Below are 17,777 nucleotides of genomic sequence, written 5' to 3' on the forward strand. Positions count from 1 at the left end.
AATGAAACCGGAAGTCTTGCCAAAGCGTGCAGTAGCTCGCAGGCAGAAAAATAGAAAAAAGAAACGAAAAGGAAAATTCGGTCGTTTTATACTGCGACTGTTTATTGTATTCCTGGTAGCAGGAATAGGGGGGGGTGCGTGGTTGTTCTTAACGTCATCTGGCAAGGACATGCGCTATTTGGCTGCGGATACGCTGATCACGACCCAACATCGTCACTGGGCGAAGTACTTTATCGGTGAAGCAGAGGCGAAAAAACGTGTAGCTGAATATTCGGCCCGTTTTGAAGCGATGGGGGAGGAGAAGGACAGACATACAATCAATCTGCCTGATCTGATACCGACCAAAGTACAACAAACGCCGCTGGTTGAAGTGGAAGAGGTATCGGGCCGTAACTATCATGGCTATGTTATGACGGTGCATGACCCTACTAAAATTCGGCTCGGGGTTCCTGCCAAGGTCGGCCGGGGAGAAAGGGTATCTAGTATGGTCGAGCGTTTAGGGGCTGTTGCTGGCGTAAATGGCGGTGGCTTTGCCGATCCCAACTGGAATGGGAATGGTTTTAAACCGATTGGCGTTGTCATTTCCCAGGGAGAGATATACTACAATGATATGGGCAAAAATGCCTCTGTTCAAATCGTAGGTATTGATAAACAGGGGAAAATGATAGCCGGTCACTATTCGTTGTCCGAGTTGTCCAAAATGAATGTGCAAGAAGCGGTTACTTTTCAACCACGCCTAATCGTAAATGGGAAAGGTCTGATTCGCAATGCAAGCGAGGGGTGGGGAATCGCTCCCCGTACCGCAATGGGGCAAAGAGCAGACGGAGCCATTATATTTGTGACCATCGACGGTCGCCAGCCTGGGTACAGCATAGGTGCCAACTTGTATGATATGCAAAATATTTTGCTTAAACATGGAGCGGTTATCGGTGCTAATCTGGATGGAGGTTCTTCAACGGTGCTCGTCAAGGATAATGCCATTGTAAACAAGCCTTCTTCTGAATACGGAGAGCGGTATTTGCCGACTGCGTTTCTCGTATTTGAGCATCCAGAGACCGTTAGTATCCCGAACATATGGGAAGGTCTGAATCCTGGAGACATTGATGCAGCCAAAAAGAGATAGATCAGGAATGATTCCCGGCCGATACCAAACAAATTATGAAAACCTTCAAGCTACCGTGGGAATCGCGTACAGATGCCCAGCAGGCGATGAAATAAGTTAAGAGCAGCAATAGCAAATGAAAATATAAGAAGCGCGGATCGTTGAAGTAAAGATACTTCCGGTACGCGCTTTTTTTGATGGAATTTGTACTTTTGTTGCTTCGTGCTTGCGTAAATATCGATTAAGCGTCATTATCTGCTTCGAGAAACACGGAGATCAGAATTCGTGCGTTGTTATCTCCCACATTTTTGGCATAGTGGGGGATAGCTGCTCTCCAGCTAAAGGAATCCCCTGCTTCCAGAGTAGCCGAATCCTCGCCTTGCTCCACGTATACCGTGCCCTCCAAGATAAAATGAATCTCATCTCCCCCATGAGCATGCTCCTCTTCTGTAGACGAGCCTGGCGGCATGTCCACCAGCATCATTTTAACGTTTCCTTGCCCACCCAAATGATCAACCTGGAGGTTGTTTTTACCATATAAGGTTTTACGGCGCTCGTCCTTGCGAATTACTTGCATCCGTTCCTCATCTTTAAGAAGCAGAAAAGCGAGAGGGACCTTAAGCGCATTAGCGATACTGTCCAATGTAGCGATGGAAGGAGAGGTTTTATTATTTTCTACTTGACTCATAAACCCTTGCGATAGTCCGGTTCGTTCGCATATTTGCTGGATGGATAAATTTTTACGTTTACGAGCAGCGCGTATGTTGCATCCTATACTCATAGAACGTTCCTCCTTTAAGGAAATATAATGTATACTAATTTAATATTTATCATACCAAATAATTTGTTGACAGACTACAGTTTCTTATGATAAATTCACATTACAAAATAATTATTTCTATTACTAATAATTCGAGTTTGATTCACACTAATGTGTTGCGGCATAGATTCAGACAGGATTATTTTTTTAACCAAATTATTAGTAATATAAATTAATTATTCATATGCACTTGTATGAGTGTAATAAACAAACAGAATGGAGAGATAAACATGAGTTCAGCAAGCAGAAACATTTCTACAATTATGCGGGTGGCACTGGGAATTTTGTTTTTGGCACACGGAATTGCTAAATTCCAAATGGGGTTGGGTAATGTAGCAGGCTGGTTTGCCAGCATTGGCGTTCCAGGATTTCTAGGTTATGTCGTTGCGGTGATTGAGTTAGTCGGTGGGATTGCATTGATTCTTGGATTGCTTACTCGTTATGTATCTGGGCTTTTGGTTATTGTTTTGATCGGCGCCATTTTTACAGCAAAACTGTCCGGCGGGTTGATGGGGAATGGTCAAGGCGCTGGCTATGAGCTGGATATTGCTTTTATTCTGGTAGCTCTTCATCTGGTATTTGCACCAACGACTCGCTTGTCTCTGGACTCTTTGTTCGGGCGTCGTGAGTCAACAGAAAAGTGATTTTGGTTGCTTTAGTCCTCCAATCCATGTAGAAAGAGGGAAATCTCATGACAGCACATATACATGACAACACCAAAATTGGGCAGGTTTCATTAAAAGTTAGTAACTTGGAGCGTTCTATTCAATTTTATACAGAGGTGGTTGGTTTTCAGCTACTGCGTCAAACGGCGAATACCGCCGAATTGACTGTCGATGGGAAGCATGCGCTACTGATCCTTAACTATATTGAAAATGCAGTTATTCTGCCGCGTCAATCTGCTGCCGGGTTATATCATTTTGCTATTCTTTTACCAAACCGTGTAGCTCTGGGCCTGTCCTTACGTAATCTGCTGGCTCATGAGATTGAAATCGGACAGGGAGATCATGATGTAAGTGAAGCCCTTTATATCCATGATCCCGATAATAACGGAATTGAAATCTATGCAGATCGTCCCCGTGATCAATGGAAAAAGGATGCTAATGGATTTTACATGATGGGAACAGATCCCGTGGATGCAGAAAACTTGGTTGCGATTTCCGAAAATCTACTTTGGCAGGGACTACCTCAGGGAACGATAATCGGGCACGTCCACTTCCATGTGTCTAATTTGCTCAAAGCACAGCAATTTTATTGCGATGTGCTTGGCTTTGACATTACGTGCCGATATGGCTCTTCAGCCTTGTTCGTTTCCGCAGGTGGCTACCACCACCATATGGGCTTGAATATATGGGCAGGTGAAGGAGCCCCACCAGCTCCTGAGCACGCTGCCGGATTGGATTATTTTGAATTGATCGTACCAGATCAGAAGGAATTGGATGCCATTGTTGCTCGTTTAGAGGCAGCAGGCTATGGAGTGCAAGAACGCGAGGGCGCCAAGTATGTAGCTGATCCGTTCCGCATTCAAATTAAACTGATTAACGGTCAAATCTCGTAACAAAGAAGGCGCGTAACAAAAAAAAGGGGATTCCTATTAAGCCGTAAAGGCTGGGAATACCCTTTTTCGTATACTTAGAACAAGCTCCAGTCCAAATCCCGAGACATCTTCTCTAGCAAGTGTACACCAGCTGTACTGTTGCCCATACGGTTCAGAGAAGGTCCAACCAGCCCAATGCCATATCGTCCGGGTACCATCGTCATAATACTGCCTGATACGCCGCTTTTGGCAGGTAGTCCGACTTGAATGGCGAATTCCCCTGAGGCGTCATACATGCCGCATGTCGTCATAAATGTTTTGGCGATCTGTACATAGCGGCGGGGAATCAGCGGTATACCTGTCACTGGATCTCGACCATTGTAAGCTAATACAAGTCCCATACGAGCTAAATCAGTACAGTTCAATTTGACAGCACAATGTCTGAAATAAACTTCAAGCACATCCTCCACATGACCTCTTAAAATTCCTTTTTCCATTAGAAAATAAGCAAGGGAACGGTTCAAATGGCCTGTAGCTGATTCTGAATCGTAGACATCCTGATCATATTCCAATGTGTCATTGTGGGTAAGCAGGCGGAAAAATTGGAGAACACGCGCAAATCTCTCTTCTGGACTGTTCCCGCGAATCAGAGAGGAGACTGCGATTGCTCCGGCGTTAATCAGTGGGTTAAACGGAATGCCCGGTTCAACTAGTTCTAGCTTTAGCATGGAATTAAAACGGTCTCCGGTAGGCTCCATACCCACTTTAGAGAAGACAACGTCCTCTCCATTATCCATCAAGGCCAGAATGAGCGTAAATACCTTTGAGATACTTTGCATCGTAAATTGGATTTCCGTATCTCCGGCTACCACAGTTTCACCCGCACCGTTCATTACAACAACACCCAGCGCGTCGGCCGGGGCTTTGGACAGCTCAGGAATATATGCTGCTACCTTGCCATGAATATACTCATGACGGCTTTGTTCTACCCATTCCGGCAGTTTGGTCTGTAATCTCTGCCACTCCGATGTCATTTCTTTTCCTCCAGTCGAGTAACCAATCTGTGGTATTTTATTGTAGAGCAAAAAGTAGCTATATACTTATTTTAAAGAAATTTTCAGTTGAAAAACAAGCTCTGATGTCATTTCTTTTTCTCCAGTTAAATACCCAACCTAATGTAATATCGGTATTATGGTTTATCCTCTGTAGTCTTCATTCACTTCATCCAACTGCCTATCCGAAATCACTTCTAAGTGCCACACATACTCTTTTTTAGCGTTGGCTCATAAGAAAGATTCCCATTTTTAAAAAAAGTTAATAGGAGAAGGAGATGAAGTGGAACATGTTACACGGTATGTTAGCGGATTACCCGCGGGAGAAAACGATTCATCAATTGTTTGAAGAGCAGGTTGAGCGCACACCGGATCACATAGCGGTTGTATTTGGGGACAAGCACTTGACGTATGCTGATCTGAACAAACAGGCTAATCAACTAGCACATGTTTTGCGGGCTAAAGGTTTAGATAATGACGAGGCTGTCGGAATTATGGTCGAATGTTCATTGGAAATGATCATCGGAATTTTCGGGATTTTAAAAGCTGGGGGAGCCTATGTGCCGATTGATCCTGAATACCCGAAGGAACGTATACGCTATATGCTGACGGATTCTGGTGCAAATCTCCTGCTGACCCAGCTTCCAATCCACCAACAAACAGAGCTCGCCAGTGTTGTACTGGATTTGTTGGACAAGCGGAACTATGGGAAAGAAACAGGGAATCTCACATCTAATCAAGGTTCCGATACTCTTGCTTGCATTATGTATACGTCTGGCTCTACCGGCGAACCTAAGGGCGCCCTGACGATGCACTACAATATTATACGTGTTGTTAAAAAGACAAATTACATCCAATTCTCGTCAAAAGATAGGATATTACAAGTGGCCAGTTTTTCGTTCGATGGTTCTACATTTGGTATTTATGGGGCTTTGCTTAACGGAGGCACTCTCGTATTGAACTCACAAGATCAAACCATGAATGCACGTGAGCTATCAAGCGTCCTACGGACACAACAGATCACGAAATGCTTCGTCACGACAGCACTTTTTAATGCATTGGTGGATGTGGATCCCGATTGCTTTGCAACTATTGAAACCTTGCTATTCGGTGGTGAGAAGGTTTCAGTCAGCCATGTGCGTAAAGCGTTTGCCCGTCTAGGTCCGGGCCGTTTAATTCATGTCTATGGACCGACAGAGAGTACGGTATTTGCTACTTATTACCCGATTGATCATTTGGACGAAAATGCAAATACCGTACCGATCGGCAAACCAATCAGCAGCACGAAGGTTTACATCTTGGATCAAGAGCAGCATCCTCTGCCGCAGGGAGTTGCAGGTGAACTGTACATCGCTGGCGATGGATTAGTTAAAGGTTATTTGAATCGTCCAGAGCTGACAGAAGAGAGGTTTATTCAGTCATCATGGGTACCTGGAGGCAGGTTGTATCGAACTGGAGATTGGGTGCAAGAGCAAGCGGACGGAAACATCGAATATATCAGCCGGATCGACGATCAAGTGAAAATAAGGGGTTTTCGAATTGAGCCTGGGGAAATAGAGTCGCATTTATTAAAAGTAGATGATATACAAGAAGCGGCAGTTATCGCCCGTGAAAAGGAGGACGGTCAAAAGCAGCTGGAAGCATACTTTACGGCGACCAAAAAACTGACAGCAGATGAAGTTAAAACCGCTCTCTCTATAAAGCTGCCAAATTACATGATTCCATCTTTTTATATACAACTAGAGCAAATGCCATTGACACTGAATGGTAAGCTGGACCGCAAGGCACTGTTGGCCCTTGAAGAGAATATACATGGTGGTGCAGAATATGTGTCTCCGAAGCCGGGACTGGAAACGAAGCTGATGGACATCTGGCAGGATGTATTGGGGGTGCAGCAGTTCAGTGTTTTAGATAGCTTCTTCGACCTCGGTGGGCATTCTATTCATGCGCTTACATTAATGTCGAGAATGGAGCGTGCAGGATATCACGCCACTTTAACAGACATTTACCACTATAAAACGATTCGGGCACTCGCTGATTATCTTCGTTCAACTCAGAATAGTGTTATAGGGTCCCAAAAGCAGCAGGACATCATAGAAACAACACAAGAGTTGATGTCTTGGCTTCACCAAGAAACAGATGGTATTTACGAGCAAGTGAAATACCAAGTAAGGGATTTTATTCACGAAGTTAGAGATATTCAGGTGCTTTACTACGACACGGCGGCCGACGTAAACCATATCATGCGGATCATGGATGGGAAAATAGCTCAAGAGCTACTGCCTCACTACATTGTACCACTGCATCAAAAAGCTAAAATGGCTGATCCATACTGGACCATGGATGAAGAGGAGTTTTTCCAGCGTCTGGGCTTAAAAAGCATGGATCTGGATCAGGCGGCAAGTTTACGCAAGCGGCTGGAAGACGATTATTTGAGAAAAGATCAGTGGATTAAAACAGGGCAAGTGGCACAAGAATATCCGCTAAGTGGAATTCAACAAATGCAAATCTCGTTTCATACACCTCCAAGCTTAGGTATATTTAGGCTAGATGAGTGTGTGAATTACGATTTTTTGGATCAGGCTTACGCTCTTTTTATACAAAGTCAAGGATTACTGAGAAGCGTCCCGGTCCAAAGAGATGGATGGACTTATTGGAGGGAATACGTACTTTCTAGCGATGGTTTGCCAAAGCTCAACATCATTGACGTGTCGGATTACAATCCATGTGGTCCTATTACGGACATGATAAATGATTATGTAACGAACACCCGATTCGCCGGAGAACATACTTTGTTCCACATGTTTGTGCTGAAACGAAACCTGCGTGAACATTATGTCATTACTATTTATCATCATGCGATATGCGATCGGGTGACCTCGGAAGTAGCCGAACGACAGTTGATTGCTTACTACAGGAGTCTGCTTCAAAATCGACCCCTTCCTAAGGATGAAGTGAAGCCCTATGTGGAGTATGTTAAACAAATCCAAAGTGGACCGAAAGGGATCACGGAACAAGAATTGATATCAGCCTTTAATTTGGAAGCGTTCCAAAAAAGCAAGCAAAACGTCTTCCAAGCTCCGAAGCTTCGAACGAGCACAGAAGCCTACCTGTTTAACGTAAGTATCCCTGCTGAAGATCCTTCTTTGGAGTTTGCGCTTTCTGTCTATACAAAGGGCTTGCAAACTTATTTAGGTATGGATAAGCTACCATTGTTATTTTTATATGATGGAAGAAGGTACGACGAGGCGGCTTATTATAACACGGCCGGTGAATTTATCGATTTTGTGCCTATGCTGATGGAACTGAAGCAGAATCCAGATGAAATGATGCAGTCTGTCAGAAGCAGACTAGACTTATTAAAGCACCACACGATTAATTTTATGCATCTTTTTACGAGTCCTGATTACAAAGACAAGTGGAAACGTGCCAGAACACTTGCACAGTTTGGGAAGCAGTACGAGCAACTAGACTTATTCATGTTTAACTATTTAGGAAACAGTGCCAAAGCAGGCTCAAAATACAGCAATTATTATGATGATACTGTCATAAAGCAACCAAATCCGCTGCCGATCTATTCACTGTTCAATTGCATTGCTTCTTCCTACACGGACGGCCTTATTTTTTCTATACGATGCAGTTACGAGATAGAGGTTAAGGAAGTCAGGGCTGCTTTTTATCAAGCTGCAGGTATGGCATCCCGGATAGGGGAGGTTTAATAAGTGAAGGAATCAGCCAATACATCTAATCAGAGTTGTTCTGATAGACCGCGACGTTACTTGCCTTTATTTTCTCACCATAGTGGAAATGCCGGACAGCCCGAAGGCCATGATCAAGCGCTTTACAAGATTCGTTTGGGGACAAGACAGGTCAAAACGATTATGGGTTTTGTACAGCATCATCAGCTGGGTATGCCTTCTTTTATAACAGCCATATGGTCCGTACTGTTATCCCATTACGCCAATCAATATGCTCTGCCTGTTTTATATTCCGTGGTATCAGACAAAGAAGGGAAAGGATGTCGTCTGGATTATCCACTACTCATTCATATACAGAAGGAAGATCATCTTCTCTCTTTGATACAAAGGATACAAATGGAATGGAACAGACAACTTAGTAGCGACGAGTGGAGAGAGGATTCTTCGCAGCAAACTAAAGTCGATCCTCTATTAGGGGGGAAGAAGGATTTCTTCAATGTGGGTATCTCAGAAATTTATGATGACTTTCCTTCTCCAAGTTTAAATGCGGAAAAGTCCCCTCCCCTTTATGGTATAGATCAGCCAGAAATCGCGCTCTGCTACCGTTATGGCCCGGATGTATTGGAGTGCGCAATACAGTATGATGGCAGTCGTTTTGGAAAAAGGCAAATCGCTAGATTCGCAGGCCATTTCAAAACACTGCTGGCAAATGCACTCCTTCTTCCGGAGAAGACGGTACTATTTCACCCCATGCTGACCACAAGAGAACGCAGACAGATGCAACAATGGAATGATACGGAACAGTCCTACCCTTTGGATAAAACTGTGGTTCATTTGATCGAGGAGCAGGCTGGCCGAACACCCAATGCAATCGCTTTAGAGTTTGGAGAGCAGAAGCTGACCTACTATGAGTTAAATCACCAGGCAAATCAAATCAGCCGCATGATTTTGGAGTCGTATTCGATACAGGGACATGGCGTTCTGCCGACCGGCACGCTGATTGCCATCGTCTTGGATAGAAGCGCAGATGTGATCCCGTCGATGCTTGGAGTTATGAAAGCGGGCGCTGCTTATCTTCCGGTCGATCCCCAATATCCTGGGGAACGGCTGCGATTTATTTTAGAAGATGCACAGGCCCAAATGATTATAACGCACAGCCAATTAGTAAGTAGGCTGAATCCATATATTTCTCAAATGGGTATGGGAGCACATTCGCTGATTTGTGTGGATAAATGCTTGGTACGGCAGGGCTACTATCCCTACGAAAACTTGAAGATCAAGGTTAAACATAATGATCTGGCTTATGTCATCTACACATCCGGTTCTACTGGAAGACCAAAGGGCACGCTTATTGAACACGCTGGTCTGGTTACGTTGATCCCTTATCTTGTTGAAAAGTTTGGTATCACCTCAGATTCAAGAGTCATGCAATTCGCCTCCATTAGTTTCGACGCTTCGGTCTACGAATGGATCGGCACGCTATCAGTAGGCGGAACAGTGGTTGTTCTGTCAGACGAGGAACTGCCTCCTTATGCAGACATTTCAGATATTCTTGAAGAGAAAAATATCCACATTGCCATGCTGACACCATCTGTGCTGCGAACGATGAAACATAGGGAACTGCCAAGGTTACGGACAATTGTATCTGCTGGAGAACCCTGTACGTCTGATATTGTAGACTATTGGGGAAGAGGAAGACGATTCGTGAACGCTTACGGGCCGACCGAAGTGACGATTATTTGTTCTACTTCTGTCTGCAGACCAGGGAAAGAAATTACGATCGGCAAACCCGTCTATAACAAACGTTTATTCGTTTTGAATCCATTCGGCAGTCCTGTGCCTGTCGGCGTTCCCGGCGAACTATGGGTGGGTGGTATAGGGCTTGCCAGAGGATATTTGAATCGTGAAGAACTGACTCAGGAACGGTTCGTTCACAAAGAGGTTGTAATCAGCAGTGAAAATCCACCACACAGTGAGCGGTTATATAAAACCGGGGACATTGTGAAATGGACGCCGGGTGGTAAATTGGTATTTATCGGCCGTAGTGATGAACAAATTAAAATTAGAGGGTATCGTATCGAACTGGGTGAAATAGAACATCAGCTCTGCCAACATCCCGACATCGGTCAATGTATCGTTCAAGCCTGGAAAGACGGGTCCTACCATAAACTGGTGGCCTATTATACTGCCGTAGAAGAACTGAAAGAGGCCGATCTGACACAGCACTTAAACTCTGTATTACCAGCTTATATGGTTCCTTCATATTTTTGTTATCTGGAGTCATTTCCAGTAAATACAAACGGAAAAGTCGAACGTGGAGCTCTCCCCGATCCGAGGGGTAACTTATTTATTCAAGCTGATGAAGTAGTGGAAGCAGACGAGTACGGTTTCGAAAAGCGCTTGCTTTGGATTTGGCGGCAGATTTTAAAAAGAGGAGATATCGGGGTTAACGACCATTTTTACGCGGTTGGGGGAGACTCAATTCTTGCCATTCAGGTCGTATCTATGGCCAGGGATCATGGTATCATGCTTACTCCAAGACAAGTTGGGGAGTATCCAACCATTCAGAAATTAGCTGCTGTGGTGACTTGGACAGACAATGATCAAAAGGAAGATCTCAGCGTTGACTTGACAGGCGAATTTGGTTTGACACCGATCCAGCACTGGTTTTTCGAGCAACAGTTTGTAGAGCCGCATTATTTCAACCAATCTCAGCTGTTTGTACTCAGTGATTGTGATGCTGTGAAGCTGGAAACTGCCATTAATCAATTGATTCGATTACATCCAGAGCTTTCAATGGAGATCGTAGTCAAGGAACATGTGTATTCGCAGCGCTACCGAAAGGATGCTTCCATTCAACTGGCTAGCTACACCCTTCAACAAGTCGATTATCCCGAATCCGAAATTTCAAGCATATGTGATACGTGGAACAGACAATTGAATTATGAGACGGGCGCCATGATGTATGCAGGAGTAATTCAAGGTCACCCTGACGGTAAAACCCGTCTGTTTATGACTATACATCATCTAGTCATTGATGGAGTGTCTTGGAGAATATTGGTCCAGGAATTGTATCAATTGTATCAGGGTATAGCGCTGCCTACTGTTTTAAATCCATACAAAAAATGGCATTCTGTATTGATGAGTTATTCTAAACATAAAGATACTTTACGTCATATTGAATATTGGAAAAAGGTGCAGCATCAAACTGCAGCATTTGTGCTGCCAGTGGACCATTCACCGGCTCGTAAAAAGAGCAGTGAATCTTCGGAATGGGTTACGATGCTTACTCCAGACGATACGGAACTGCTTTTGCACCATTGCTCCCAAGCTTACCATACCGAGATTAACGACCTGCTACTTACAGCCTGGTCCCTGGCGCTCTCCGCTTGGTCTGGGCAGAAGACGATTGCGTTTCGCTTAGAAGGTCATGGACGTGAGCACTTTGTATCCGATATAGATCTGACAAGAAGCATCGGTTGGTTTACCTCCATGTTTCCGGTATGCATTCAGATTACGGACAGTTCCCCCTTGGGGGCGACGATTAAATCTGTCAAAGAGCAGTTGCGTTGTATTCCTCACCGCGGCATGTCATATGGCGCTTTGAGATACTGCCATCCGAATACAGAAGTCCGTTCCGAGTTATCAGCTTCTGAACCTCAGGTTCTTTTCAATTACTTGGGCCAGTTTGATCAGGGGAATGCGAGCGAATTAAACCAGTGGTTAGGGTTTACAAGTGACGCTGCACAGGATTATAGCTCGCCGCTTAATCATGGAACAAGCCTATTGGAACTCAACTGTTCCGTTGTTAATGGCAAGCTGCATTTGTTTATGAAATATAGCAAACGTCACTATGAAGAAGCCACCATTACTCAGTTGTTAGATACATTTATAACACGTTTGCTTGCTATTATCGAACATTGCAGCCGGACTGAACACCAAGAATTCACACCTAGTGATTTTCCATCAGTGTCACTGAAACAGCATTCGCTCGACCAGATCGTAAAGACATATCATTGGCAATTTGGTTTGGATAAAATGATGTACCTAAGTCCCTTACAAGAAGGACTGCTGTTCCATTATTTAGATCATCCTAGTTCCGATCAATACTTTGTGCAGGTTAGTTGGAAATATCATGGCAGGCTAGAGGTAGACCGTTACCGAGAAGCCTGGAACAGCATCATTTCTGAAAATGATAGCTTGCGGACTTGCTACATTTGGGAGGCTTTGGACAAGCCCATACAATGTATTGTCCGAAATGTAGAATGGGATTGGACATTTTTGGATTTTGAAGCAGAGCAACCAGAGCAGCAACAGGAGTGTATCGAACGCTGGATGACAATGGATCGTAATCGCCGTTTTGATCTGAGTCAGCCTGCGTTCCGCATAACACTGATTCAGACCGCTTCGAATGAATGGACGATGATCTGGAGTTACCATCATATTTTGCTGGACGGTTGGAGCCTGCCGCTACTACTGAGTCGGGTTCATGAACTCTATGCTTGTAGCCTGCAAAACCGGATGCCACAGCGCAGCTTGACCCGTTCTTTTGAAACTTATATTCGTTGGTTAAACAATAAGGATCGCACGGAGGCCGAGTCATTCTGGAAGGCATATTTGGCTGACGTAACGGAGCCGACCCATCTGCCGATAGAGAAGGGCATACTTCCCGATGTACATCAACCGATTGAGAACCAGCAGATCGAGACTTTTTGTATCGATTCGAGACGAACCAAGCGGATCACTGATTTTGTACAGCAAGCACAAGTTTCGCTAAATACGTTGGTGCAGTTCGCCTGGGGCAAAGTGCTACAAGTCTATCAAGATGCGGATACAACCGTATTTGGCATGGTCGTGTCCGGGAGGGGATCGGATCTTGCACAATCGGATCGGATCACGGGTATGCTGATTAATACGTTACCTTTGGTCATGCACTGGAATGTGGAGCAAACCATCACTGAATATGTACAAAAGCTGCACCAAACCATTCAGAAACTAAACGACTACAGCTATGTGAGCCTGAACGAACTGAATAGCTGGTCTGGTATTCAAGGACATGTCATGTTTTACAGCATCGTAGCATTCGAAAATTATTTGAACGACTATCGGCAGCCTGAAAATGAATTGAAGATGTCAGCTATGGAGGAACGAGAGAAAACGAATTATCCAATGACGATCACCGTTGCCAATGACGGGGAACAGATCACCATCAAGTTTATGTATGATGCAGATCGACTGAAACAAGAAACGGTTTGCCGACTGGCAGAGCATTTGCTAAATACGGTGCAATATGTGTTGGAATATCCGAATCATACCGTCGGAGACGTTTGCTTTATGAACAAGGATGAATATGAACGAATCGTCTATGACTGGAACGATACGTATACAGCATATCCCAGAGAACGTTCAATTATTGATTTATTCCAGGAGCAAGCGAAACTACGGCCTATGCAGCCGGCAGTAATTGCGCACAATCAGGTTATGTCCTACCACACCCTAAACCTCATGTCCCAGCACATTGCCAAGATGTTAACGGATGATGCTGATGACAACAATCATGGAAAGTTTATCGGAGTTTACTTGCCGCGCTCTCTTGAATTCATTGTCTCCATCCTGGCGATCATGAAAGCGGGATATGCCTATGTTCCCATTGACCCCGATTTTCCGGCAGCAAGAACCCATGAATTAATCAAGGACGCTGGACTGGACACCATCCTCACTTCACAGGAAGGAGCGGAACGTATCTCGGAAGCCAGTAGGGGAATCCATTTAATATTAATTGATACAGAGCATTTTGACCAAAATGGAGTGGTGAAACAAGAAGAGAAGGAGAACATGATTGCTCCCAATGACCTTGCTTATCTAATGTATACATCAGGATCGACAGGAAAACCGAAAGGCGTTATGGTGGAACATCGCAGTGTCATTCGCTTGCTCAAAAACACCTCTTATTTCCCGTTTTCCTCTGATATCAGATTGCTCTATACGGGTTCGCCTGTTTTTGACGCTTCTACGTTTGAAATTTGGGGGACGTTGCTGAATGGAGGACAGCTGTTTGTAGTTTCAAAAGATGATCTTCTAAATATCCATGTACTGGAGCAGCGGATGAAGGAGTGGAGAATTAATACACTATGGCTAAGTTCCGCACTGTGTAATCACTGGATTGAAGAAAATGAAAAGATATTTGCTGGACTCCAATGGCTGCTCATAGGTGGAGAAATTTTGTCAGTTAAGCATATAAATCGTATCCGGCTTGCCTATCCGGAACTTTCGATTCTCAATGTATACGGTCCTACGGAGAACACCACCTTTTCGACGAGCTACCGGATCCAAAAGCCTTTTGAGCAGAATATTCCTATTGGCAAGCCCATTAGTAACTCAACTTGTTATATTCTGGACAAGTGGGGTCGTGTTCAGCCTGTCGGAGCAATCGGGGAATTATGCGTGGGGGGAGACGGGGTTGCAAGGGGGTATTGGCGACAAAACCAATTGACACTGCATGCGTTTGCACCGAATCCATATCGCTCTGCCAAAGATGGTGAAAGAGGTACAAATTTAATTCTATACCGTACGGGAGATCGGGCGAGATGGCTACCAGACGGGAATATCGAGTATATTGGACGGGCTGACGATCAGGTAAAACTACGTGGCTATCGAATCGAACTTGGAGAAGTCGAGTTCCGTCTTAGCAGCTATCCTGTAGTGAAAGAATGTCTGGCCTTTGTCCGGGAGGTTCATGGCGATTTGCGAATGATCGCTTACTATACAGCGGAAGAGGAGCAACGAGTGGAGCAGCTTCATACTTTTATGGCTGAAGGTCTTCCATCTTATATGATACCGTTTCGTTACGTTTGGCTGAAATCGTTCCCATTAACGGCTAACGGAAAAATCGATCGCCAAAAGCTTCCTTTACCTGAAATCCATAGTAGTGATAGAGAAGTAAATGCTGGATCGAAGACTGAATTGGAACAAACAATAGAAGAAGTTTGGGGCATGGTTCTGAAGCTAGATTACATTGGCAAAAATGAAGACTTTCATACGTTGGGAGGACATTCGCTCCATGCGCTACGCATAGCCAGTCTGCTGCAAAAAAGCGGATATCCGGTTACGGTTAACCAAATATTTCGCGAACAGACGATCGAACGTTTGGCCCTCTCATTGAGCAATGCAATGACGGATACAACAACTGTCCTTAGTCCAAATATGGATATCCCATATATTCAGTCTATAAGAAAAGCATATCCGGATGACGGATTTCCGCTATCTGCTGTACAAAAACGTTTTTTTCAAAGAGATCTCGTGAATCGTAACATGTTTAATGTACCTTACCTGGCCCGGCTCAAAAATTGCATCCCTACAGAATTGCTGAACACGTCGCTTGAGTCACTATTGAACAAACATGCGGCTTTGCGACTATCCTTTGCTCAACTGGAAGATGATGAATGGTATCAGTTTGAGCAGAAAATAAGTGTAGAACAGGTAGTCTCTTACGTGGATTTGCACATGGTCTCGGGATCACATGACGCCTACATTTCGGAATACTGCTCGAAAGTGCAGCGTGAATTCGATATCAAAGAAGGACCCTTATGGAAAGTTGTGTTGTTTGACCATTATTGCGAAGAGAGACAACAGGTGATATTACTTCTGTTCCATCATTTAATTTCTGACGGGATTTCCATAAACATTTTTTTAGAAGAGTTGAGACATCTTCTCCTGCCGGGAAAAGGGAATGATCTGGCGTTACATGCGGAGGAGGAGGGAAGCAGTTATCGGGATTGGTGCATGGCGTTGACCCAATATGCGGCGAAAGACTTTTTTCCTAAAGCATCCACTTTCTGGAGTAAGGTTGTGGAAGGCGGCCAATCTTTACAGGTTGACACGGAATCGGAGATACAGCCACTTCATCGCCACATGAGAACTATAACGTATGATTTACTTGAAGGAGAGGAGCATATTCTTCTTCTAAAAGCATTGGCTGTAAAGCACCATACTACGCCACTGAGCATCTTACTGACGGCATTGTCACAGGCTTGTTTCCAATTGAAAAAGCAATCAGATTTGGTGCTGCATGTGATGTCTTATCAACGTGAGTCCTTTTTGCCGGGTATCGTGATTGATCGTACAATTGGTTTTTTCGCCGGAGCATATCCCCTTCGAATTCAGATCCCGGAAGGAGACCTGTCCGACAATTGGGAAGTAGCACTGGGACATGTCGTACACACGTTGCGGCATATTCCATCTGAAGGCATGGATTACTTTATTTTACGTCATTTGATACAGAATATTAATCCAAATACGGAACCACTAAAGGACGGAACACACATGCTTTTCCATTACCAATCAGAGGAAATGAACGGGATAGCCGATGAGTTGTACGAGCCTTTATCCATTTCTTACGGAAATACGAACGCCGCAGACAATCCCTCTGCTTACAAGCTAAATATAACAGCAGGGCTTAGACGCGATAGATTAAGTTTAACCTGCTATTATAGTTCACTACATTATAAGGATCAGACGATCGCTGAACTAATACGCTTCATAAGCGAACATCTGTGCCAAAGCATCGGTGTTCGCCCATATACCATGATAGGGGAGGGGAGCTTCAGATTATGAAAGTATATGAATTTTGCCCATTTTTCAATGAAAATCGCATTGCAGATATTAAAATAAAAGAAAATGCCGGCTGGATTGACGAGCTGCACGTGATCGAAGCCAACAAGACGTTCAGCTATTTGGATAAGCCCTGCAACTTTAATCCAGATTATGTGGGTCCCAAGGTGATTCATCATCCATTTCACGCGGATCAACTGTTTCGTGAACCTGAGAAGCACTCATTGTACTTCGATGTGGATAGCTGCGGCGCAGATAACTTTGACCGCTGGTACTGGCGTCTGCTCAGCTATAACAGTGCGTTTTATAATGAGGCTTGCCAAAGAAACAGAAGTTCCTCTATCTTACAGGATAAAGTTAAAGACGATGATGTGATCATTTTGGCTGATTTTGATGAGATCATTGACAGTCGGATGGCGGATCGTATTGTTTCGGAAGTGAAGAAACATCAAGTTATTACAATTAAAATGCACTATTCTGTATTCTTCCTGAATCTTTTTTGCCAATCTAATCACGGTGCTCCTCATTGGAGCTACCGCGTGTTCGCCATGACCGGCCGGTACTTCAAAAGTATGCCTTTCTCACCCGACTATCTCAGGAAGAAGGGAATTGCTGAAGCGTTATATCATGACATTTATTGTCTGGAGGAGCCAGCTGGATTCCACCATTCATGGCTTGAATATCAGAAAACCGCGCTTCCCAAACTGCAAGCTTTTGCTGCCAATGTAGAAGATAAAAGTATATTAAATGCAGAGTATATTGATCAATGCTTACATGATAAAAAGCTGTACTATATCGATACCGAACTTTATGTTGATAACTCAAAATCGTTTTTGAGCAGTCTACAGGAACTTGAAACAGATGATCTTTGGTATAAGTAAAGGAAGTTAGATTAGCTGCCTGAGAAACCCGGTTCACACAAGATCAGGGTTTCTCTTTTGCTTTTTTTCAAGCTATA

The 17,777-nt window shown here is 44.2% G+C and carries 8 protein-coding genes; 6 read left to right on the forward strand and 2 right to left on the reverse strand.

Annotation, left to right across the window (positions count from 1 at the left end; all coding sequences use genetic code 11):
* The first annotated feature begins 1 nt into the window (after position 1).
* Positions 2-1,123, forward strand: a complete 1,122-nt coding sequence (locus NLX74_RS09535) for a phosphodiester glycosidase family protein (RefSeq protein ID WP_250261247.1) — start codon at positions 2-4, stop codon at positions 1,121-1,123.
* 220 nt (positions 1,124-1,343) lie between these two features.
* On the opposite strand, the gene NLX74_RS09540 is transcribed toward NLX74_RS09535, so the two are convergent.
* Positions 1,344-1,883, reverse strand: a complete 540-nt coding sequence (locus tag NLX74_RS09540; protein ID WP_061828296.1) for a helix-turn-helix domain-containing protein — start codon at positions 1,881-1,883, stop codon at positions 1,344-1,346.
* A gap of 269 nt (positions 1,884-2,152) precedes the next feature.
* On the opposite strand from NLX74_RS09540, the gene NLX74_RS09545 reads away from it, so the two are divergent.
* Both NLX74_RS09545 and NLX74_RS09550 read left to right on the forward strand, forming a co-directional pair.
* Complete coding sequence (locus NLX74_RS09545; protein ID WP_061828297.1) at positions 2,153-2,566, forward strand: DoxX family protein; 414 nt, start codon at positions 2,153-2,155, stop codon at positions 2,564-2,566.
* Between the two features lie 47 nt (positions 2,567-2,613).
* Positions 2,614-3,480, forward strand: coding sequence for a VOC family protein (locus tag NLX74_RS09550; protein ID WP_254328535.1), 867 nt, complete (start codon positions 2,614-2,616; stop codon positions 3,478-3,480).
* Between the two features lie 74 nt (positions 3,481-3,554).
* Here NLX74_RS09550 and glsA read toward each other — a convergent pair whose 3' ends face one another.
* The gene (gene glsA, locus NLX74_RS09555) at positions 3,555-4,493 is read right to left on the reverse strand and encodes a glutaminase A (protein ID WP_061828299.1); all 939 of its coding nucleotides are present in this window, start codon (positions 4,491-4,493) and stop codon (positions 3,555-3,557) included.
* A 296-nt stretch (positions 4,494-4,789) separates the two neighbouring features.
* On the opposite strand from glsA, the gene NLX74_RS09560 reads away from it, so the two are divergent.
* From NLX74_RS09560 to NLX74_RS09570, 3 genes are read left to right on the forward strand one after another with little or no spacing between them, the layout of a single operon-like run.
* Positions 4,790-8,230: an amino acid adenylation domain-containing protein gene (locus tag NLX74_RS09560; protein WP_254328536.1), complete on the forward strand. Its 3,441-nt coding sequence runs from the start codon at positions 4,790-4,792 to the stop codon at positions 8,228-8,230.
* A 3-nt stretch (positions 8,231-8,233) separates the two neighbouring features.
* The gene (locus NLX74_RS09565; protein ID WP_254328537.1) at positions 8,234-16,822 is read left to right on the forward strand and encodes a non-ribosomal peptide synthetase; all 8,589 of its coding nucleotides are present in this window, start codon (positions 8,234-8,236) and stop codon (positions 16,820-16,822) included.
* Positions 16,819-17,700: a glycosyltransferase family 17 protein gene (locus NLX74_RS09570; RefSeq protein WP_254328538.1), complete on the forward strand. Its 882-nt coding sequence runs from the start codon at positions 16,819-16,821 to the stop codon at positions 17,698-17,700. Before NLX74_RS09565 ends, NLX74_RS09570 begins: the two co-directional genes overlap by 4 nt.
* Positions 17,701-17,777 lie beyond the last annotated feature (77 nt).

This window comes from Paenibacillus sp. MZ03-122A, from assembly GCF_024213325.1.
In the GTDB taxonomy this organism is placed as follows: Bacteria; Bacillota; Bacilli; order Paenibacillales; family Paenibacillaceae; genus Paenibacillus; species Paenibacillus polymyxa_B.